The organism is Rhodospirillaceae bacterium, assembly GCA_016722635.1.
In the GTDB taxonomy this organism is placed as follows: domain Bacteria; phylum Pseudomonadota; class Alphaproteobacteria; order JAEUKQ01; family JAEUKQ01; genus JAEUKQ01.
Window position 1 is genome coordinate 289,785 of sequence record JADKIX010000010.1, and the last position, 21,425, is coordinate 311,209.

General features: G+C 45.4%; 15 protein-coding genes and 2 pseudogenes. 3 read left to right on the forward strand and 14 right to left on the reverse strand.

Annotation, left to right across the window (positions count from 1 at the left end):
* Window positions 1-82: 82 nt before the first annotated feature.
* The 3 genes from IPP67_05700 to IPP67_05710 are packed head-to-tail and all read right to left on the reverse strand — an operon-like array spanning window position 83 to window position 2,415.
* Window positions 83-427 (reverse strand): dihydroneopterin aldolase, encoded by a 345-nt coding sequence (locus IPP67_05700; protein ID MBL0338663.1) that lies wholly within the window; start codon window positions 425-427, stop codon window positions 83-85.
* A 17-nt stretch (window positions 428-444) separates the two neighbouring features.
* Window positions 445-1,239 carry an SDR family oxidoreductase gene (locus IPP67_05705; protein ID MBL0338664.1) on the reverse strand — a complete coding sequence of 265 codons (795 nt, stop codon included), beginning with the start codon at window positions 1,237-1,239 and terminating at the stop codon, window positions 445-447.
* A 36-nt stretch (window positions 1,240-1,275) separates the two neighbouring features.
* Window positions 1,276-2,415, reverse strand: a complete 1,140-nt coding sequence (locus IPP67_05710) for a succinylglutamate desuccinylase/aspartoacylase family protein (GenBank protein MBL0338665.1) — start codon at window positions 2,413-2,415, stop codon at window positions 1,276-1,278.
* 158 nt (window positions 2,416-2,573) lie between these two features.
* Here IPP67_05710 and IPP67_05715 point away from each other — a divergent pair, with 158 nt between their 5' ends.
* Window positions 2,574-4,820 (forward strand): UvrD-helicase domain-containing protein, encoded by a 2,247-nt coding sequence (locus IPP67_05715; GenBank protein ID MBL0338666.1) that lies wholly within the window; start codon window positions 2,574-2,576, stop codon window positions 4,818-4,820.
* 9 nt (window positions 4,821-4,829) lie between these two features.
* A complete protein-coding gene (locus IPP67_05720; protein MBL0338667.1) occupies window positions 4,830-5,747 on the forward strand; it encodes a 50S ribosomal protein L11 methyltransferase in 918 nt (305 codons plus the stop codon).
* An 84-nt stretch (window positions 5,748-5,831) separates the two neighbouring features.
* Here the strand turns inward: IPP67_05720 and IPP67_05725 are convergent, their stop codons facing one another.
* Window positions 5,832-6,227 (reverse strand): hypothetical protein, encoded by a 396-nt coding sequence (locus tag IPP67_05725; GenBank protein ID MBL0338668.1) that lies wholly within the window; start codon window positions 6,225-6,227, stop codon window positions 5,832-5,834.
* A gap of 668 nt (window positions 6,228-6,895) precedes the next feature.
* On the opposite strand from IPP67_05725, the gene IPP67_05730 reads away from it, so the two are divergent.
* A complete protein-coding gene (locus tag IPP67_05730; GenBank protein MBL0338669.1) occupies window positions 6,896-8,845 on the forward strand; it encodes an aminopeptidase P family protein in 1,950 nt (649 codons plus the stop codon).
* A gap of 96 nt (window positions 8,846-8,941) precedes the next feature.
* Here the strand turns inward: IPP67_05730 and ligA are convergent.
* From ligA to IPP67_05780, 10 genes and pseudogenes are all read right to left on the reverse strand, one after another.
* Window positions 8,942-11,036, reverse strand: a pseudogene (gene ligA / locus IPP67_05735) (NAD-dependent DNA ligase LigA).
* Window positions 11,033-11,275 carry a hypothetical protein gene (locus IPP67_05740; protein ID MBL0338670.1) on the reverse strand — a complete coding sequence of 81 codons (243 nt, stop codon included), beginning with the start codon at window positions 11,273-11,275 and terminating at the stop codon, window positions 11,033-11,035. The pseudogene ligA and the gene IPP67_05740 overlap by 4 nt, the downstream one beginning before the upstream one ends.
* A gap of 3 nt (window positions 11,276-11,278) precedes the next feature.
* Window positions 11,279-13,012: a DNA repair protein RecN gene (recN, locus tag IPP67_05745; protein MBL0338671.1), complete on the reverse strand. Its 1,734-nt coding sequence runs from the start codon at window positions 13,010-13,012 to the stop codon at window positions 11,279-11,281.
* 9 nt (window positions 13,013-13,021) lie between these two features.
* On the reverse strand, window positions 13,022-13,798 hold the full coding sequence (locus tag IPP67_05750; protein MBL0338672.1) for an outer membrane protein assembly factor BamD: 777 nt from the start codon (window positions 13,796-13,798) through the stop codon (window positions 13,022-13,024).
* Window positions 13,799-13,944: 146 nt separating this feature from the next.
* Window positions 13,945-15,624 carry a cell division protein FtsZ gene (gene ftsZ / locus IPP67_05755; protein ID MBL0338673.1) on the reverse strand — a complete coding sequence of 560 codons (1,680 nt, stop codon included), beginning with the start codon at window positions 15,622-15,624 and terminating at the stop codon, window positions 13,945-13,947.
* Between the two features lie 147 nt (window positions 15,625-15,771).
* A pseudogene (ftsA, locus tag IPP67_05760) lies at window positions 15,772-17,027 on the reverse strand (cell division protein FtsA).
* Between the two features lie 172 nt (window positions 17,028-17,199).
* Window positions 17,200-18,105 carry an FtsQ-type POTRA domain-containing protein gene (locus tag IPP67_05765; protein ID MBL0338674.1) on the reverse strand — a complete coding sequence of 302 codons (906 nt, stop codon included), beginning with the start codon at window positions 18,103-18,105 and terminating at the stop codon, window positions 17,200-17,202.
* A complete protein-coding gene (locus tag IPP67_05770) occupies window positions 18,093-19,022 on the reverse strand; it encodes a D-alanine--D-alanine ligase (GenBank protein ID MBL0338675.1) in 930 nt (309 codons plus the stop codon). The genes IPP67_05765 and IPP67_05770 overlap by 13 nt, the downstream gene beginning before the upstream one ends.
* Window positions 19,023-19,035: 13 nt before the next feature.
* Complete coding sequence (gene murB, locus IPP67_05775; protein ID MBL0338676.1) at window positions 19,036-19,995, reverse strand: UDP-N-acetylmuramate dehydrogenase; 960 nt, start codon at window positions 19,993-19,995, stop codon at window positions 19,036-19,038.
* Window positions 19,995-21,413, reverse strand: coding sequence for a UDP-N-acetylmuramate--L-alanine ligase (locus IPP67_05780; GenBank protein ID MBL0338677.1), 1,419 nt, complete (start codon window positions 21,411-21,413; stop codon window positions 19,995-19,997). The genes murB and IPP67_05780 overlap by 1 nt, the downstream gene beginning before the upstream one ends.
* Between the last annotated feature and the right edge of the window lie 12 nt (window positions 21,414-21,425).

The following is a 21,425-nucleotide window of genomic DNA, read 5'->3' on the forward strand; positions in this document are numbered from 1 at the left end:
TTTCTTTAAAAAAACCTGCATCTTAACAGGCATGTGCATAATTTCTGCCATTTTCCACCGTTTTACAGATTAAGGGCCTGTTTTAATCCCGATGCCGGTTAACTTCAACCGCGACAATACAGTCATTGTAAACATCTAATTTCTCAACTTGAACCTTGACAGTTTTTATTTTTTTATCAGTTAAGCAATTCGTGGCTAGTAAATCTGCGATGGTTTCAATTAACAAGTGTGGCTGTTCTTTCAAAACTTCCTGCAACCGTTTTTTTAGCAAGTCATAACACACCACATGCTGGATTTTGTCATCAATGGGGTATTTAGCATGTATCTCCATCTCCAGATGGATACGAATGCGCTGTAAAATATCTGCTTCCTTGGGATTAATACCAACTTTGGTATATACAACCCAGTTTTTAATAAATAATTTCATTGGCATGAGCCTCAACATTATTCAGGCAAGATGTAATTTCTTGAAGGTACCGACCAACCCAAATGTTGACCACCGTCAAGCGCCAGCATCTGACCAGTCATTGCAGGCGAATCAACAATAAACTGTATAGCGCGGCTGATTTCTTCGGGACTTGTACCATGTTGTAACGGCATCGCCAAACATTGGTCCTGAAATTGCTTGGGTGTTTGCCTAGGGCTTGGCAGGGTAGGGCCGGGGCCAATGGCATTCACCCGGATATAAGGGGCCCAGGCTAAAGCCAGGGTTTGGGTTAGTGTCCATAACCCTGCCTTACTGATGGTGTAGCTGGTGAAATAGGGTGTTAAACATAAAACACGTTGGTCAATGATATTGATGATATTGGCATGTCTACCCGCAGGTAACTGCTGCTGGAATTTCTGACTAAGGATGAAGGGGGCCCTTAAATTAATTTGCATGTGAAGCTGCCAAGATTGGCTGGTTGCAGTTGCTGCATCATCCCGTTCAAATATCGAGGCGTTATTGACCAAACAATCAATTGGTTTTTGAATGGTTTTCGCAATTATGGGGATCAAATCTGCTGTTTCTTGTTCCTGGCTTAAATCTGCAGCGAAGGACATGGCTGTTCCTCCCTGGGCAGCAATTGTTTTTACCAATGCTTCGGCCGCTTCATGCGATTGATGGTAATGAAGCATGACATTCCATTTTTTCTCTGCAAAACCAAGGGCAATGGCTTTACCAATTCTTTGGGCTGAACCCGTAATCAGAACCGTTTTCCTATTGGGAAGAAGGGCCGACGACGATTTATTGGCCATATCAAGATTCCTATCAACACGCCATTGTTGCGTTCATTAATCTTCCAGTAACAGACCATTCCGGTGTGGTAAAGGAATTTTGCCAACCACTTTGGCAACCGTATCGCTGGGCCGAAGGAAGTGATCCAGTCGCCTGGATAAAATAAAACCATCTGTCACACTGACAACCGGGATCCTTGCTTGGGAAGGATCAATTGCGGCTGGGTCTACAATTTCAGCAATAACTTCCCCCTTTTTAACTGGCGCGCCTAATTTTTTGCGGTAAACAACGATCCCCCCCGTCGGTGCTTTGATAATATCGCAGGCCGTAAAGTCTGTCGCTTGGTTAAGCAAAGGCGGTAAAGCCCCAGGATTGCCAGCAACCAGCTGGCGGCGCTGCAGAAAGCGGAAAATGCCTTGTGCGTCTTTTAAGGCTAATTCGTCATTGACATCGGCTGAACCCCGATGCTCAACCGTTGCCGCCATACAGGCGGCAGGAATTGGCCAATTGGGAAAATCTGTCGCCAATTTAATCCAGGGCGTGCTAAGGCTTTCATCAAAAGATTGCCCGCCCGAATCAGCACTTAGTAAACTGGCATAACTGCCCAGTTCTGCAGCCAAATCGGTTGCATCCGGCCAATGGGCAGGGGTTAGAAATAAATGCATCAAGGCTTCGTCATCGCAATGTAAATCCAAAACAAAGTCACTATCAAAAGCCAATCGTGCCAATGTCAATTTCAGGCTGCTCATTTCACTGAAAGGCGTGGCTTGGTCTAAAATTTGCTGGATTCCCTGGCGGATAATTTGGGTATTGCGGTCGGCGTTAGGGGTTAAAAGATGGCCGATGGTTTCGGGTAATGCCGAATATAAATCCGGCCAATTGCGGTTGAAATTCCCGGCCCCCCCTAGTTCATACCGGCCAGTTAATTTGGCATTCATAAATTGGCTTAGGCCGATGGGATTAGCAACCGGTATAACAACAATTTCACCGCAAATTTGTTTTTTTTGATCGGCCTGATCCAATAATTTTAACAAATGATGGGCAACTAACATCCCAGGAATTTCATCCGCATGCAAAGAAGCTTGGATATAGGCTTTAGGTCTTGCTCCTCTAACGCCAAAACGATGGACAATAATTTGCCGCTGGGTCAAGGTGGTCCCAGTTAATAAAGGGATGTATTCAGTTATTTTGGGCATCGATAAACTTTCAAATTTTTTTCAGAATTGAGGCGAACGTTAAAAATCGTACTTTATCAAGAAAGAAATGACAAAAAGCCATTCCGTGCTAGGGTGAATAAGTAATAAAAATTAATTTCGGCAATATATATAATAGTCTTTGATGGAAAAAGCAAAATATGATCCCTTCCTTGAAGCTTGACCTGAATAAAGAACAACAGGAAGCCGCGGAAACCATTGATGGGCCGTTGCTAATTTTGGCAGGTGCAGGTACCGGTAAAACACGGGTTTTAATCGCCAGGATAGCGCATATTCTTGCCACGGGCCGGGCTTATCCCAATCAGTTATTGGCGGTTACTTTTACCAATAAGGCCGCTCAGGAGATGAAATCCCGGGTTGCTGCTGTTTTACAGCGGCCAGTTGAGGGGTGGTGGTTAGGTACTTTTCATTCTTTGTCTGCCCGTCTTTTGCGGCGTCATGCGGAATTGGTTGGATTAACCCCCCAATTTACAATCTTGGATGAAGATGATCAGCAACGATTGATTAAACAATTATTGCAAAGTGAAAATATCGATGACCAAAAATTGCCCGCCAGGCAAGTGGCAGGGATATTTTCAAGATGGAAAGATAAAGGTCTTTTCCCAAGCCATGTCCAAAATTTATCGGTCAATAACTTTGTCCATGTTAAGTTACCACTTTTATACGCCGCTTACCAGGAGCGACTGAAAAACCTTAATTGTTGTGATTTTGGTGATTTGCTATTGCATAATTTGCAGATATTGGGCTCTCATCCTGATGTTTTGGGCCAATATCACCAGCAATTCCGCTTTCTAATGGTGGATGAATATCAAGATACTAATACCGCCCAATATTTATGGATACGGTTATTATCGCAAAAGCATCAAAATCTCTGTTGTGTCGGCGATGATGATCAATCCATTTATGGGTGGCGGGGGGCAGAGATTGGCAATATTTTAAAATTTAGCCAGGATTTCCCCACGGCAAAAATTGTACGGCTTGAGCAGAATTACCGTTCAACCCCCCATATTTTGGCGGCAGCCTCAGGCATTATTTCCCATAATAAGCAAAGGATGGGTAAAACCTTGCATACCAATATGGTTGGCGGAGACAAAGTGCAGCTGGGTAATTTCTGGGATGGGACGGAGGAGGCAAGATATGTCGCGGAAGAAATTGAAGCATTGCAACGCCGTGGCCATAGTTTGGGGGCCATTGCTATCCTGGTGCGAACGGGTGCCCAAACCCGGGAGTTTGAAGAACGGTTTCTAACATTTGGCATTAAATACCGGGTGATTGGGGGGCCAAGATTTTATGAAAGACTGGAAATTCGTGATGCCCTAGCATATTTAAGGTTAGTGTATCAGCCGCGGGATGATTTGGCTTTCGAGCGCATTATTAATAAACCCAGGCGTGGAATTGGCGATACCACTATTCGGTTATTATATCAGCTGGCTAAACAACATACGTGCAGTCTAACGGAAGCAGCCAAACGTTTTGCAGCCGAACAACAGGGAAACACGTCGGCACGTCGTTCTATAGCCAGTTTTATGAGTAATTTTGAGCGTTGGCGGGCACTGTCATCGCAGCAACGCCATACCGATCTGGCCCGGCTTATTTTAGACGAATCAGGGTATACGGAGATGTGGCAAAAAGATCCATCTCCCGATTCGATTGGCCGCCTTGAAAATTTAAAAGAACTGATATCGGCAATGGAGCAGTTTGATAATTTGGCAGGATTCTTGGAGCATGTCAGCTTGGTTATGGAAAACGCTGAGGGTAATCCCGAAGATATGGTAACCATTATGACGCTGCATAGTGCGAAAGGCCTTGAATTCAACATATTATTTTTACCTGGATGGGAGGAAGGGTTGTTTCCCCATCAGCGGGCGCTTGACGAGACCGGTAACCAGGGATTAGAGGAAGAAAGAAGACTGGCTTATGTAGGGATCACCCGGGCTCGCCAACGCTTATATATAACCTATGCCAATAGCCGCCGTTTATATGGGTTGTGGCAGCACGCTTTGCCATCTCGGTTTATTTGGGAATTACCCAAAACGGCAGTTGAGCCTATACAAACAAGCTTGCTGGCGGAAAAATGGAATTACATATGGGCGCAAAAATCTTCCTCCCAATCCGCTGAATTGGTCCCTGAAAAAAACACCCGGCCGATACGCCAACCTTTGCCATTCCTGCAAAATAATTCCATCCGGGGTGATTTGGCGATCAACAGGCCAACGGTTATAGGGACAGATAAAAAATTTTTACAAGGCGATAAGGTATTCCATCAAAAATTTGGCTATGGTATAGTGCTTAATCGTGAGGGGGAGCATTTGGAAATCGCCTTTGATAAAGCGGGGACCAAAAAGGTCATGGCTGCTTTTTTAGTGGCCGCAAATGTAGCAGGATAGGGGAGACAAATGGATAATCTATGGATATTGCAAGTGACTTTGCCAGAGGGTGCTGCTGATCGGCACCGCGTTAAATTAGAAGAAATGGGTGAAGGTTTAGGGATTGCTGTTTCCAGTTTTGAAAATAACCTGAAGCAGTGGGTTGTTGAAATCTTAGCGAACCATTCTCTCGCATCAAAGAAAACTTTCTTTCAAGAATATTTAGACCAGCAATTGATTGATGGATATTTGATTGATGCAGCTCCACTCCCCGCCAAAGATTGGGTGAAAGAAAGTGAGCAAATATTAGCGCCTTTTAAGGTGGGCAGATTTTTTATCTACGGCTCATTTTACCGGGGAAAATTACCTATCCGCCTAACCCCTTTAAAAATTGATGCGGGATTGGCTTTCGGCACTGGGCGCCATGAAACCACCGCCGGATGCTTAAATGTGCTGCACACTTTCTATAAACGCAAGCGGCAATTTTATAATATTTTGGATATGGGATCAGGCAGTGCCATTTTGGCAATGGCGGCCGCTTCTTTATGGAAAAAAGCAACAGTATTGGCAGTTGATAAGGACTATGAAGCTTTGGAAGTGGCCCGGGCAAATATCCGGCTAAATGAATTAAAAGGTCGGATCAATGTGCGTTGGAGTAATGGGTATGGTACATGGGTTAAAAAACAGGGTCCCTATGATTTAATAATGGCCAACATACTGGCGCGTCCCTTATGTGATATGGCTTATGGTTTGGCTAAGAATTTGGCGCCCAATGGAGCAGCCGTTTTATCCGGTTTGTTGATTTCCCAAGAAGACCAGGTTGAAAAGGCTCAGCAACAACAGGGATTGGTTGTGGAAGAACGCTTGCGGATGCAAGAATGGACCGTGTTGGTTGTTAAACATCAGGCAAAGCCAGCGGATGATAGAATAAATGCTGAGGAAGTGTAATAAGGAAGGGATGAAAAAAGATCGGTAATGAAAAGTGGCGGATTAATAAATAATTATGCGCAACAGGGAAGGGTTTCCCTTGTTTTAGGCAACTTGTTTCAATTTTAAATCGTTGCTTTCCTGGGGGCAATGGAGGTAGCCATCTGTTGTCTTGCTGCCGACGGCTAGCGGGCAAAGCATGAGATGATAATGATCGCTAGATGGTTTGTTTGTGAAGGACGCATAGTGGCTGGTGCTATCCCCATTTTGGGAAACGTCACCCGCCACGCCAATATCTTCCATCATATGGCTGCTGAAACCGTTTAATTCACGTCTTGCTAACGCTTGGCGTGAAGACAGTCGCCGCTGGTTTTTCATAAACCGGATTGAACGGACCATCTGGGTAAAAGTCGATACAGACGTCTTGATAGATGTATTTTGAGCCTGCTTTGTCTTTAAACCAGGTGGGGATTTAGTTTTAACTATTCTACTATTTTTCATGGATTTAAACCTTTGTAAAAATGACTGATGCGGAGACGCATTATTTCTGCAACAAACAAAACGAAAAATTGTTTTGCTGCAATTGCTAATTTTTAATTGCACGCCTTCACAGCCACCTTTGTAGCATAATAATGGAATAATAACAAGATTATTTTGCATTGCAGCATATTAATCGTAAAAATCATGGCTAATGCTTTTTTATGTAATAAACATGCGATAATAAGCGGTATATAAGAAATATTATTGCAAAATTAATCCTTGAAGTAAAAAATATAACCAATAAAAGATATTAATATCCTTGGCTAACAAAGGCCTTTTTCTTTTTATGAATAATTGTTGCATATTTGCATCACGCGAATTCAGCTGGAATTGCTGTAAATTCCCGATAATATCCACAATAGATCAGCAACCAAGTTAAAATAACAAAGGAATTGGGGAAAATGACAAACTATCGGGGGGACGCTTATTTAGAAGGGCTTTTAAAGAAAACTGCTTTTAAACAGGGCGTATCCGATATTTATGAGTTGATCCAAGGAGTTTTAGCAGCCCCGGTTGATATCCATGAAAATATGTGGTTGTCGCTGGTTGCGGATCAAAAGAATGTGAATTTAATCCAGACCATTGGGTTTAGCGGCGAAAGTGCGGGATTGTCATCAAGGGACGCTAAAATGAATTCGGGTTTGGTTCAAAAATCAGATGCTCATAAAAGTCCGTGGTCGTCAGTCATTAAAGATCCGAATGTGGCGGATTTGGTTCAGCAGTTACTGGCTTTAAAAAATCAGTTACAAAAAGATTATCCCACGAACTTATCCTTGGCTGCAACCAAGCAAGGCTGCCGTCAACGGTTACAACAATTGCGTGGGTATCTTCTGCAACAAAAATTAGATGGATTCCTTATCCCGCGTACCGATGAATATCAAGGGGAATATGTGGCTCTCTATGCCGAAAGATTAGCTTGGTTGACCGGGTTTACCGGATCCTACGGCTTGGCGGTGGTGTTGCAAGAAAAGGCCGCTTTATTTGTGGATGGCCGCTATATTTTACAAGCTGGACAACAAACGGATGCTGAATGTTTTATCCCCTTCCTAGACCGCGAACAACCCAGCGATGGATGGTTAGTCAAGAATTTACAAAAAGGTCAGCGTTTGGGGTATGACCCGTGGTTACATACCCCCAACCAATTGCAGCGTTTCATGCAGGCTGCTGAGAAAGTGGGGGCGGTCTTAGTAAGGCTGGATAAAAACCCGATTGACCAAATTTGGGTAGATCATCCGAAACTGCCGATTTCGCCCGTGGCCATCCAGCCAGTGCAATATGCCGGTCGGAATGTCCAGGAAAAAAGCGCTCTCTTGGCGCAAGAATTGCAACAAAAACAAGCGGACGCAGTGGTCTTGACCGCACCCGAATCAATTGCCTGGCTTTTGAATATCAGGGGTGGGGATGTTCCTAATACGCCTTTCGCCCATAGTGTCGCTATTTTTCATCAAAATCAACAAATCGATTGGTTGATTGATCTGCGCAAACTGCCTGCTAATATTAAACAGCAATTACCGCCAACCATCCAATTGCATCCGATTTCCCTATTAGGCACAAAGATTGATCAATTAGGCCAGCAGCAGAAAACAATTATGGTGGATCCCGATATTACGGCAGAGTGGTTTTTTAACCGGTTGGAAAAATCCGGCGCGGTGATCAAGCGGGCTTCCGATCCTTGCCAATTGCCACGCGCTTGTAAAAATGCAACCGAGGTTAAAGGAACGCGTGCCAGCCATCAGCGTGATGGCGCCGCGATTTGCAATTTATTGGCATGGCTGGAGGAAGAGGTTAAAAACAAACGCCCCTTAACCGAATTGTCGGTTGCGGATCAACTGTATCAATTTCGCCAGCAAAACGCCTTATTCCGCGGCATCAGTTTTGAGACTATTGCAGGGGCCGGTCCGCATGGGGCGATTGTCCATTACCGGGCAACATCTGCAAGCAATCGCTTATTAAAGGAAGGCGAGCTGTTGTTACTTGATTCCGGCGGGCAGTATTTGGATGGCACGACAGATATAACTCGCACCATCAGCATTGGCAATCCAACCGCTGACATGAAAAAACATTTCACCTTGGTGTTAAAGGGGCATATTGCCTTGGGGGCTGCTAAGTTCCCCAAAGGGGTGAGTGGCCACCAACTGGATGCAATTGCCCGCTACCCACTGTGGCAATACGGGTTAAATTATGACCATGGCACGGGCCACGGTGTGGGCAGCTATCTAAGCGTGCATGAAGGGCCGCAGCGCATCAGTGCAGCGCCGAACCAAGTGGCTTTACAACCCGGCATGATTTTGTCGAATGAACCCGGTTATTATAAAGCGGGTGCTTACGGCATCAGGATTGAAAATCTGGTGCTCGTGGTGCCTGCAACCATTGCCGGAGCTGAGCGGGAAATGTTGGGGTTTGAAAACTTAACCTTGGCGCCGTTTGACCGCCGCCTGATCGATATATCATTGTTAACGTCTGAGGAAATTGCCTGGGTTGATGCCTATCATCAACGCGTGTACCAAGAACTGCAGCCTTTGATTTTGGCAAATACCCAGAAATACCTGGCTTGGGCAACAGCGCCGTTAAAAACTTAGAGGTTTTAGATAATATCGGCACAAATATGACTAATGATGATTTTACGCAGCAGAATCAGGGTATCAACTAATAAATCAGATGGCTAGTCTAATATTTTAATGAATCAACTGCAGCCATTCTTTCTCTAGGATAATTTTTATACCCAATTCCTTCGCCTGTTTTTCCTTGGAACCGGCATCGGCCCCACATACTAGCAAATTGGTTTTTTTGGAAACGGCGCTGCCCACCTTGGCACCTAATTTTTCCGCAATGGCTTTGGCTTCCCCGCGGGACATTTGCTGTAAAGTACCCGTGAAAACAACGATTTTTCCACTTAGGGGATGGGTGCTGGAGGCAGAGCGGGGGTTCATAGGGCAATACCTGAATTTCCTGCAATAAATCACGGATGATGGCTTGTTGATGGCTGTCATTCAGCGAGTCAACAATATCTTCCGCCATGGCTTCGCCAATGCCTTCGATGTCATCTAATTCTTGGTAGGAAGTTGATTGCCGATCCTGGGCGTTCTGGATGGAATGCCTTAAAGACGGCCAGTCATGATAATGTTTGGCGAGTAACTGGGCGGTAACCGAACCAATTTGGGGAAGGCCAAGCGAATAAATAAAACGTTCCAAACTGATCCGGCGCCGGTCATTAATGGCTGACAATAAATTCCGTACCGACAAACTGCCCCAACCCTCCCGTTTCATTAAATTCTCCCGATGCTGGTGCAGGCGGAAAATATCTGCAGGGCTTTGGATCAGTTTGTCTTGGTAAAATTCTTCTAAGTGACGAATACCTAAACCCGTAATATCAAAAGCATCGCGGCTGACAAAATGCCTGAGGCGTTCAACTGCTTGGGCAGGGCAGCTGACCCCACCCGTGCAACGCCAGGCGGCCATGCCAACCAAGCGTTTGGCAGGGCTGCCACAAATAGGACATTGCTGAGGGAATTGAAACGGTTGGCTGTCTTGTGGCCGATCCGCCAATATCACTTGGATGATTTGCGGGATAACATCGCCTGCCCGCCGAACCACCAGCTTATCACCAATTCGGATATCTTTGCGTTCAATTTCATCTTGGTTATGTAAGCTGGCACGCGCAACCACAACGCCGCCCACCGTTACAGGTTCCAAATCGGCTACTGGCGTCAAAATGCCAGTACGCCCCACCTGGATATTAATGTTTTTAAGGATGGTGGTGGCTTGTTCCGCCGAGAATTTATGGGCAATGGCCCAGCGTGGGGCGCGGCTGATGAAACCCAAACGCTGCTGTAAAGCCAGGGTATTAATTTTATAAACAACCCCGTCAATATCATAATCCAACTGGTGGCGGGCATTTTCTAATTCTTGGTGAAAAGCCAGTAAATCATCTGTTTGATGGCACAGACGGTACAGCGGGTTGACCGTGAATCCCCATTGTTGCAATTGTTGCAACCAGCCTAAATGGGTATCCGGTTGTTGCCAAATCCCCGCTTGTATAGCCCCTGTGCCATACGCAAAGAAGCGCAACGGGCGGTTGGCGGTGATTTGTGCATCCAACTGGCGCAAACTGCCAGCAGCGGCATTGCGGGGGTTGGCAAACGGGGGATCACCTGCCTGTTGCCGTTGCTGGTTTAATTGTTGGAATTGCGATTTGGGGATATAAATTTCCCCCCGTATTTCGATTTGTTCTGGCAACTGCTTGTCCACTAATTGGGAAGGGATCGAAGCAATGGTGCGTGCATTGGTAGTGACATCCTCGCCAACCGTTCCATCCCCCCGGGTGGCGGCTTGCACCAAAACCCCTTTTTCATAGGTGAGATTAGCCGATACGCCGTCAATTTTAGGTTCCGCAATAAAATCGAAGGAATGGGTCAAAGGCAACCCTAAAAAACGACAAATACGGTTTATGAAATCCTGGACTTGCTCCTTAGAAAAAGCATTATCCAAAGACAACATGGCTTGGCGATGGGTGATTTTTTGAAAACCGGATGACGGTGTAAATCCTACTTTCAAGCTGGGGCTGTCCGGGCGCTGCAGGGCAGGAAACCTTTTTTCAATGTCCTGATTGCGCCGCATTAACGCATCATAGGCAGCATCGCTGATGGTGGGATTATCTTGTTGATGGTAGCGTTGATTATGTTCAGCAATTTCCTTGGCTAAATGCTCAAGCTCGATCGTGGCTTCTTCGGGGTTTAGGTGATCAATGGGAATTAGACGATGGGAATTCATTTAATTTCTTTCCCCGGCCAGAAAAAGGGCCAGCTTTCATAGGCTAAGTCTGGGAACTTTTTTTCAATATTTTGGTATCTTTCTTTGATCGCTTCATAATCATTATCGATGATCGGAGGGTTAATCTGTTCTTTATACCTTTCCTGATAGCGAACGATTTCAGCAAGCAAAATGGTTAATTCTTCTTTTGCCTGTTCTTTAGTTAAGTGATTGATGGGGATATGGCGATAAGGAGTCATGAATTAATCTGCATGCTTGGAGGGAAGTGGCAAATTCTTTAAATGTTTTTTAGAAGAAGCAATGGGATTTTGTTTTTGAAGCAGTTTTTCGGCTGCTGCCCGCGCTTCATCACTAATAGTACTACCGGCGATCATGCGGGCAATCTCTTCCCGGCGTTCAGGGGCGGTTAATAAATGGATTGTGGTACGGGTTTGTTCATTGATCACTTGTTTGCGGACATGCCAATGGTTTTGCCCTTGACTGGCGACTTGGGGCAGGTGGGTTACCACTAACAATTGTACCGAACCCGCCAGCGTCGCCAATGCCTGCCCAACCGCGGCTGCGGTAGCACCGCTGACACCTGTATCTATTTCATCAAAAATCATGGTGGATACCGGATCGGCGTGTTGAAGCGCCAATTTCAACGCCAGCATGAAGCGCGATAATTCCCCGCCGGAGGCAATTTTATGCAGGGGTGCGAATGGGCTACCAGGGTTGATCGCCGCCAGGAAACTGACCTTGCTGCCGCCCCGCTGGTTCCAGCTTTCTTCTGGCAATAGGTCAAGCTGGGCTTGAAAAAGCGCCCGCTCCAAATTCAATTTTGCCAAATGTTGGGTCACTTCCTGCGATAAGGCTTCAGCGGCTTGCCGACGTTTTTGATTTAACATATTGCCAGCCTGTACGAAGATTTTCCGAGCTGCTTTTTCTTCTTCTGCCAATAGGGTTAAATGGCCATTTGCCAATTGGAAATTTTGCAATTTTTGGTGCAAGTTTTCATGAAATTGAGGCAGATTATCGGGGGTAACCTGATGTTTGCGCGCCAATTCGCGCAAGTCGAGTAAACGTTCTTCAATTTTTTCCAATTGCCGTCTAGGATCGCCTCGACGCTGCTGAATGATCTGTTGCAGCAAGCTGCCTGCTTCTTGGCTGCTGGTTGTGGCCTGATCCAAAATGGTTTTCAAAACAGCCAGCTGAGGGATAGGTAAGGATGTACGATCCATGCGGCGGTTCGCATGGGACAAGCTTTTGATTACCCCTTTTTCACCCAGCAGGTCATGTTGCAAATCTTGCAATAACACCAATAATTTTTCTTGGTGTCCCAATAATTGCCGCTCATCCAAAAGTTTTTGTTCTTCACCGAGTACCGGCTTAAACTCATCCAGTTCTTCTAAAATATGCTGACGGTATTCTTGCTCTTTTTTTTCTGCCTCAAACTGTTGGCATTTTTCTTGATAGGCCGTACTTATTTTTTGCCAATCTCGATACAACTGCTCCATCAGTTTCACTTCAATGCTTAATCCGGCAAAATTATCTAACAATTCCAATTGAGTTTGAAGATTATGCAGACGGCGCTGATCGAATTGAGCAACTACATCCACTAGTAACAAGCCTACTTGTTTCAAAAGGCCTGCCGTCACACTATGATCATTAATGAAACAACGGCTGCGGCCGTCTTGATACAATTGCCGGCGTAAAATTAACGGTTCGGTTTTATCGACAGGTAGTTCGGCGGAGGCCAAAATATCATAAACCGGATGTTCTTGGGGAAGTTCAAAAACAGCCTGAACCAAAGCCTGCGAGCACCCAGTTCGGATCAGCTGCAGTTCAGCCCGTTGTCCTAAGGCAAGGCCTAACGCATCTAGCAAAATCGATTTACCGGCCCCGGTTTCCCCGGTTAAAACATTCAACCCTGCTGATAAATCGAGCTGTAATTTGTCGATTAGCGCAACATTTTGGATGTTGAGGCTGGTCAACATATCTGTTGCTTAAAAAATGAGTTTCAGCCAGGAATTTTGTTTGCGTAAAGGCTTCAGATTGCTTTGGACCAAAAGTTTGTAACTATCTTGGTACCATTCGCTTCCCGGAAAATTATATCCTAAAACGGCCGCAGCATTCTGCGCTTCATCTACCACACCTAACGATAAATAACTTTCCGTTAACCGGTGTAAAGCTTCTGGCACGTGGCCAGTGGTTTGATAATTTTGCAATACATTCCGAAAACGGTTAAGGGCTGCCAAATATAATTGTTGTTTTTGATAAAATCGTCCAATCTCCATCTCTTTGCCAGCCAAGTGGTCGCGAATAAGATCTAACTTATATTGGGCGTCACGAGCGTAGGGCGATTCAGGGAACCTACCCACAACCTCTTGAAAACTTTGTAAGGCCAATTCGGTGTTTCGTTGGTCGCGTCCTACATCGACAATTTGTGTATAAAAACAAATTGCCCTTAGATAATAAGCGTAAGGAACATTTGGGTTGCCTGGATGTTGCTCGATAAAGCGCTCAAGAACTAGTACCGCATCGTCATATTGTTTGCTGGAATAATACGCATAGGCTGCCATCAGCTGCGCTTGAAGGGCCCAAACGGAATAAGGATGTTGGCGCTCAACTTCGTTAAAAAGCTTGGCTGCATTTTTAAGGTCGCCTGCAGATAAAGCATTATAGCCTAAATTATAAATGACTTCGGGGGATTCTTCTAAATATAATTCTTTTTCTGAACTTGAACATCCTGCTGTGCCAGCCGCTAACCAGGCACAACCCATCAAAACAAATAAGTTTCCACGAATTTTTGAATACATCCTATCCCTCGGAATCAGCAAATATCATCATAATAAATTTATATATACAGAATATAAGCAGAATACAAATAGCCGGTCGATCGTGTAAATACCAATCCGGCTACATATATTTAGTTTGCTTGGCGTCTTAAGAAAGCAGGAATATCAAGCATCTCCTCATCCGCTTTATTAGACGGGGTCCTGTTCTCTTGGCTTGTTACCCGTACTTGTAAAGTGGGTGGGGTGGAATTATTGGAAGATGGAGCGTTTGTCGTTGCCCCAGTCATTGGTTTTGGTGGAATAGCGGTTTTAGGATTGCTAGCGCTATTATTGGGGCTTGCAGAAAACCGCGGATCACTTTGAGCGACAGGGCGATTCTGTGACCCGTACTGAGGAGATGGCTGCGGGGAACCATTGCCGCTGACGCGCGTAAATAAATTTGCAGAAGGTTGCGACCGCGAAGGGATATTAGGATTAGCAGGTTGCATCATCGGGGCTGAACTTGAAGCCATCCCCCGGTTTTGTTCTTGGGAATGTTCTTCCTCAATATGTTGTTTAATCATGGTTGAACCCGGCCCAGGCATAGGCTTCCAAGATTGTTGTGTTTTGGAAGAATCACGAGAGGGTGAAGCAAAAGGTTGGCCTTGTGCCGGTTGTTGTGTGGGTGCGCGCCCCTGATCCGGATAATAAGGCCGTTGTGCGGTTGTAGGTTCTGGCCGCCTTGCAGTTGGCGCAAAAGTTTGGACGGGTTGGGTAATCCCAGGCCTCAGATTAGGGCGATTAGAAGACAGGGAGTTATTAACCGCATGCGACATTTGGGTGCTACGCGGTTGAATGGCTGCTTCTGATTCAATGCCGGTTGCAACCACGGAAATCCGCATTTTACCAACCAAGCTCTCATCAAAAGTGGAACCAAAAATAATATTTGCTTCTGGATCGACTTCTTCCCGAATGCGATTGGCTGCTTCATCTACCTCAAACAAAGTCATATCTAAGCCGCCGGTAATGTTAATCAAGACACCACGGGCACCCTTCATTGACACATCATCCAACAATGGATTCGAAATTGCAGCTTCAGCGGCTTTGACAGCGCGATTATCACCTTCCGCTTCGCCGGTACCCATCATGGCTTTTCCCATTTCCGACATGACGGTACGGATATCGGCAAAATCCAGGTTAACCAGCCCAGGCATGACCATCAAATCGGTAACGCCACGAACGCCGGAATACAAGACTTGGTCGGCAAGATGGAAGGCGTCGGCAAAAGTCGTTTTTTCATTGGCGATACGAAATAAATTTTGGTTAGGGATCACAATCAAGGTATCAACATATTGCTGTAATTCGTTGATCCCAGCCTCAGCCAAGCGCATCCGGTGTAACCCTTCAAAGTGAAATGGTTTAGTGACCACACCAATAGTCAAAATGCCTTGCTCACGGGCAGCACGGGCAATAACAGGAGCAGCGCCTGTCCCGGTTCCTCCGCCCATCCCAGCGGCAATAAAGACCATATTGCTATTTTGAATATAGCGAATCACTTCCTCCAAGCTTTCTTCAGCAGCCGCTCGGCCAATTTCGGGCCGGGCGCCTGCGCCAAGGCCCTGGGTAACTTGTGACCCTAACTGTACCCGATGTTGGCAAAGTGATTGGGAAAGGGCTTGTGCGTCTGTGTTGCAAACGACAAACTCAACGCCTTCCAAATTGGAACGGATCATATTGTTGACCGCATTGCTACCAGCACCACCTGTACCTACCACGGTGATTCTGGGTTTTAGCTCGTAAGATGTATTGGGCATCGATAATTTAAGGCTCATGGCCGACTCCGTTTTTTTCTGCACAGGGTTGGGGGGAATAGAAATAGAAGGGGTTGATGGAGAATCCGGTTTAGCAGATAACAAATCGTTGTTTAAAGAATTTTGCATTGTTTCCGGGGTGTTGGAAACAGTTTTTTTACGTTTCATTTAAAAGTTCTCCCTTAACCAATGGCTGATTTTTCCTAAAAAGCCGCTATGATCAATATTTTTAGGGGGTTCAGAGCGACCAAAGCTTAAATTATGTTGCTGCCCGTAAATTAATAAACCGGCGCAGGTTGAAAAGGCGGATCCGGCAGTAATATCGTCTAATCCCAATATGCCAAGGGGCCGCCCTAAACGGACTTGTTTATTAAGGATAAGGCTTGCCAAATCCCTAACTCCCCCAAGCTGGCTTGCGCCACCGGTTAATACCACCCGCCGTCCCGATATCTTTTCAAAACCGCTCATTTCCAAATGCGATCTCACGAGTTCAAAAGTTTCTTCCAACCTTGGTTGGATAATACCGACCAAGATTGAACGTGAAACTTGGTGGGTGTGATGTGGGTCATGCTCACCAATTTGCGGTACATGGAGAATCTCATGCTGATCAACCGTTGATGGGATGCAATGTCCATAAAGTGTTTTTATGCGTTCTGCCTCGACCAGTGGGCTGGAAAGGCCACGCGCGATATCATTAGTGACATGATTCCCGCCAATAGGCAAGCAATCAGTGTAAACAAGATTGCCATCGAAAAACACTGCAATCGTGGTGGTTCCAGCCCCCATATCGACTACCGTAACCCCTAAATCAATCTCATCATCAACCAATGTTGCCAAACCAGAAGCATAGGAAGAAGTCACGATGGAATTAAGCCCGAGATGGCACCGTGTAATACAGGATGTTAAATTGCGTACGGCACTGGCAGCTGCTGTCACCAAATGCATATCAACCCCAAGTTTTTGGCCACACATACCGCGAGGATCCCGGATGCCCCGGTTGCCGTCCAAGCTATATCCAACGGGGATGGAGTGGATAAGGCGCCTTTCTAAATGATGCCCGGACAAGCTACCATGATTTAAGATTTTCCGTAAATCTTTATCGCTGATTTCTTGGCCATTTATATCAACCTCAATGTTAACCGTTTGGGAAGTGGGATAACCACCAGATAAATTAACAATAACTTTCTGTACCGTTACACCTGCATTTTTTCTGCATCATGAACGGCATTAATAACAGCCGATTGCATTTCTTCCATATTCACGATTGAACCATTGCGCAAGCCGCGCGACATATGATGGCCAATCCCCAGAATGCGCATCCTGTGTTGTTCATCGGCTTGGGCAATCAAGCAACAGATTTTGTTAGTCCCAATATCCAACGCAGCCAACATCCCTTGGCGTGGGATGTTTTTATTTTTCTTCATATTGCTAGCCGTGGTTGCTGAAGAATCTGACTTTGGCTGTCCCATCTTATTCTGCATATAATCTTAAAAAAACTTTCAGTAACTGGCAGATAAATAATTTTTCGCCATAATTTTCAATAATCCAACCGCAGCCACAAAGCCAAGTAATTTTTTTTAAAAAAATATTTTGGCCTTATAAGCCATGAACAGCGGGGGACGTAGAAAATATTTCACCGAGTGCTGACATCGTCAGGCGGCCTGGAATCCTCAAATCGATTCGTTTGACCTGCTGATTTAGAATTTTCTGTTCTTGTTGGAGTTTGGCTAAAAATGCCCATGCTTCTGCAGGATTTTCTTCAGGTAAAATAATTTCAACACGATTATCAATCCGCAAATCCCAACGTCGATTACCGACCCAAACAGCAGCGGTTACTCGTTCTTGTAAGTCAGGTTGCGAAGCTAATATTTTGATTAAATCGGGTGTTTGTTTAGGGGCATTTTCACCAACCACCACCATTAATTGGGAGAACTGTCTGACATCATTCACCGGGATAATAAAACCCTCCACATCAATCAAAGAAAATTTGCCCTGGTATTGCCAAATAGCTACCGGTGTTTTTTCTTCAATTTGTAAATAAATGGTATTTGGAAAACGTCTTTCAACGATAACTGATTTAATCCAAGGCAGTTTTTCCAAATTTTCCTTTACCATCCATAAATCAATGGCTAATAAAGGCATGCCATCCTTCAATTGGCTGGCTTCAAGCAGCGAGTCGGCACTGCTGTGAACACGTCCCTTAACTTGAATGCTTTGCAAACCAAATCCTTGGCGTGCACTGAAATCACCAGCCATTTTGCCCGTGCTATCCCATAAGCGGTCAATCCATCCCGTCCAAATGAAAAGGGCCACTAATATTAATAATAAGCCCAGATAAATCCTTTTATCTAATTGACGAATGGCAACCAGCTTTTGCCAAAAAGGCCTTAATTTCCAACTCCATAATGCTGGGGTAGTGGTTGGTGTGGGGTGGTCAAGGGAAATTTTAACCTCTGGTAAAGGGTGTTTTGTGGCCTTTAGAAAATCTTTTAATGATCGCATCTTGCGTTCTCCACCATCCAATAAACGAGTTCTTTGAATGTCATGCCAATATAAGCCGCTTGTTCCGGTGCCAAAGATAAAGGGGTCATACCGGGTTGGGTATTGATTTCAAGAATGTACAAGCCTTTTTCGTGATAGCGTTCATCCCACCTAAAATCGGTTCGGGTAAGCCCCCTGCAGCCAAGGCCTTGATGAGCTTTTAGGGCCCAGTCTTTGGCCAATTGAGTAATTGCCGGTGGAATTAAAGCGGGGATAATATGCCGGGTTTTGCCAGCGGAATATTTGGATTCATAATCATAGAAACGCCCAACGGGTTGTAGTTCTGTGACGGCAAGCGCTTGATTGCCCAATACGCCAACGGTTAATTCGCGTCCTTCAATATATTCCTCAACTAAAAACATATCCTGATTAGGGCACAAAATATCTGGTGTTTGTAAGGTGATATTATCGCCATTTCTTAAAATAACCACCCCTAAGCTTGATCCTTGATCGATCGGTTTAATCACATAAGGCCTTGGCATTAAATCTTTTGATTTTAAAATTTCCTGGCGGCTCTTGACAAAACCTTTGGCAACCCGCAACCCTAATTGTTGGAAGACCAACCGGGCCATGGCTTTATTCATAGCAAGGGCTGATGACAACATCCCGGAATGGGTATAAGGGATTCCTAACATATCCAATATCCCCTGAATGCGCCCATCTTCCCCAAATTTACCATGAAGGGCATTAAAGACCACATCAGGGCTCGGTTGTAACTGTTGAAGCAATTGGGAGATATCGGACGATACATCAACTGCTTTTACCTGATAACCGGCTTTCTTTAAAGCTTCTACACAAGCCTTGCCGCTGACCAATGATACCTCTCGCTCACTGGAATATCCTCCCATCAAAACGGTCACGTTGGTATATTTTTTCATATTCATGACCTGCCTACCTTTTTGGGGAAATGGGGTTGCCAACCCGGTCAATTTCCCATGTCAAATTGATGCCGGAATATTCAAGGACACGCAAGCGGACTTGTTCACCTAATGCTTCAATATCCGCGGCTGTTGCCCGACCGGTATTAATTAAAAAATTACAATGTATGTCAGAGACCATGGCATCCCCAAGCCTTAATCCCCGGCATCCGGCTGCATCGATCAACTGCCAGGCCTTCTTGCCACCACTTAAAACAGGATCAGGGTTGGCAAACGTGCTGCCGCCTGTTTTAGAACGGATAGGTTGGGTTGATTGGCGTTGTTGTTGGATATCTTGCATCATGGCTGCAATCGATGCGGGGTCACTGGGTGTGCCTTTCAAGGTTGCTCCAATAATGATGTCGCCTACTCCCAAATGACTATGGCGATAAGAAAAACCGATATCTTTGAGCTGTATTTGCTTCACTAGTCCGCCTATCCCCACCACATCAACCGATTCGACAATATCTTTAAATTCCCGGCCGTAACAGCCTGCATTCATGCGGATACCGCCGCCCAAGGTGCCAGGGATACCACACAGGAATTCCATGCCGCCGATGCCTTCTTGTTGGGCGGTACGCGCTATGTGCGTATCTAAAACAGCCGCGCCAACATATAAGTGGGTTGCGGATTTTTTTTCAATCTTGTTGAATTCCCGTCCCAAGCGAATGACAACCCCGTCAATTCCTCCATCCCGTACCAACAAATTAGATCCGACGCCAATGACCGTTACCGGCAGGGTGGATGATTTCTGCCTTAGAAATTCTTGCAGATCCAGCACATCTTGGGGGCGAAACATGATTTCGGCTGCTCCCCCAACTTGGAACCAAGTAATTTCTGCAAGTGAAGCCTGATAGCTAATCTTGCCACGTACTTTAGGAATATCTGTCCTTATCCCAGATATAGCGGAGGAAGGGGGTGTTTTGCTGGCCATCACCTTTTATTTCCTAATAATACCCTGAGTTCGCTTGGTAAAGCATAGGCCCAATTGGTAATGCTTCCGGCCCCTAAGCACACCACCAGATCCCCAGATTTAGCAACAGCGGCTATTTTCTTCGCCAAATCCGCTGGGTTCAGTAATCCTTCGGCAGGAGTTTTCCCCCGCTTATGGATCGCTTTTAACAAATTGTCTCGGTTAATGCCTGCAATTGGCTGTTCACCTGCGGGATAAACCTCGGCTACAATCATATAATCGGCCAAATCCGCACAAGCTGCAAAGTCTTCAAACAAATCCTTAAGCCTGCTATACCGGTGCGGTTGCACAACTGCAATAATTTTGCCCTGGCAAACCTGCCTAGCTGCTTTTAAAACCGCTTCAATTTCAACGGGATGATGACCATAGTCATCAATAACAGTAATGCCGTGGACTTCGCCGGTTTTGGTAAAACGACGCTTAACGCCACCAAAAGAACTTAACCCTTGTAATATTTGGGTTGCATCCAACCCAATCTCATTAGCAACCGCAATAGATGCTAAAGAATTTTGGATATTATGCATACCGATCATCGGTAAACGCACATTTTTAAGGTTTTTTAATTTCCCCTGTGTCCGATTGCTGAAAACCACATCAAAAGTAGCGCCATTAATATCGGTACGGATATTGGTGGCATATAGATCAGCATCAAGGCTGAATCCATAACTGATTAAGCGCCTATTTTGAATTTTTTCATATAATTGGCGTACCACAGGATGGTCGATGCATAAAACAGCAAAGCCATAAAAGGGGATATTGCTGATAAATTGATGAAACCCTTCATGCAAAGCCGCTACGGAGCCGTAATGATCTAGGTGTTCAGGGTCAATATTGGTGACAATGACGATGGTAGAGGGCAGTTTAATGAAGGTGCCATCTGATTCATCGGCCTCTACCACAATCCATTCCCCACTTCCCAAGCGGGCATTAGTCCCATAATTATTAATAATTCCGCCATTTACTACGGTAGGATCAAGTTTGCCTGCATCCAATAAAGCGGCGGTTAGGGAGGTTGTGGTGGTTTTACCATGGGTGCCTGCGATAGCTACGGATTGTTTTAGGCGCATTAATTCAGCCAACATCTCGGCTCGCCGGACAATAATGAGACGGCGCAGCCGTGCTTCTTTCAATTCTGCGTTATCATCCTTAACAGCTGATGATACCACAACAATTTCAGCGTTGCCAAGATTGGCAGCGTGATGGCCAACGGTGACTGTAATGCCCATTTTCTTCAGCCGGGCGACATTGGAATTGTCGGTCAAATCGCTGCCTTGCACCTGATAGCCAAGATTATGCAGAATCTCGGCAATACCACTCATACCGATGCCGCCAATCCCGATAAAATGGATAATACCGATTTTTTTTGATACATATTTCATAGGGTGTATTCT

Excerpts from the sequence above, each read along its gene's own strand:
- IPP67_05715 (MBL0338666.1), top strand. The coding sequence starts at position 2,574 with ATGATCCCTTCCTTGAAGCTTGACCTGAATAAAGAACAACAGGAAGCC.
- IPP67_05725 (MBL0338668.1), bottom strand. The coding sequence starts at position 6,227 with ATGAAAAATAGTAGAATAGTTAAAACTAAATCCCCACCTGGTTTAAAG.
- IPP67_05705 (MBL0338664.1), bottom strand. The coding sequence starts at position 1,239 with ATGGCCAATAAATCGTCGTCGGCCCTTCTTCCCAATAGGAAAACGGTT.
- IPP67_05730 (MBL0338669.1), top strand. The coding sequence starts at position 6,896 with ATGAATTCGGGTTTGGTTCAAAAATCAGATGCTCATAAAAGTCCGTGG.
- recN (MBL0338671.1), bottom strand. The coding sequence starts at position 13,012 with ATGTTGACCAGCCTCAACATCCAAAATGTTGCGCTAATCGACAAATTA.
- IPP67_05710 (MBL0338665.1), bottom strand. The coding sequence starts at position 2,415 with ATGCCCAAAATAACTGAATACATCCCTTTATTAACTGGGACCACCTTG.
- ftsZ (MBL0338673.1), bottom strand. The coding sequence starts at position 15,624 with ATGAGCCTTAAATTATCGATGCCCAATACATCTTACGAGCTAAAACCC.
- IPP67_05720 (MBL0338667.1), top strand. The coding sequence starts at position 4,830 with ATGGATAATCTATGGATATTGCAAGTGACTTTGCCAGAGGGTGCTGCT.
- IPP67_05780 (MBL0338677.1), bottom strand. The coding sequence starts at position 21,413 with ATGAAATATGTATCAAAAAAAATCGGTATTATCCATTTTATCGGGATT.
- IPP67_05765 (MBL0338674.1), bottom strand. The coding sequence starts at position 18,105 with ATGCGATCATTAAAAGATTTTCTAAAGGCCACAAAACACCCTTTACCA.
- IPP67_05740 (MBL0338670.1), bottom strand. The coding sequence starts at position 11,275 with ATGACTCCTTATCGCCATATCCCCATCAATCACTTAACTAAAGAACAG.
- murB (MBL0338676.1), bottom strand. The coding sequence starts at position 19,995 with ATGGCCAGCAAAACACCCCCTTCCTCCGCTATATCTGGGATAAGGACA.
- IPP67_05770 (MBL0338675.1), bottom strand. The coding sequence starts at position 19,022 with ATGAAAAAATATACCAACGTGACCGTTTTGATGGGAGGATATTCCAGT.
- IPP67_05750 (MBL0338672.1), bottom strand. The coding sequence starts at position 13,798 with ATGGGTTGTGCCTGGTTAGCGGCTGGCACAGCAGGATGTTCAAGTTCA.
- IPP67_05700 (MBL0338663.1), bottom strand. The coding sequence starts at position 427 with ATGAAATTATTTATTAAAAACTGGGTTGTATATACCAAAGTTGGTATT.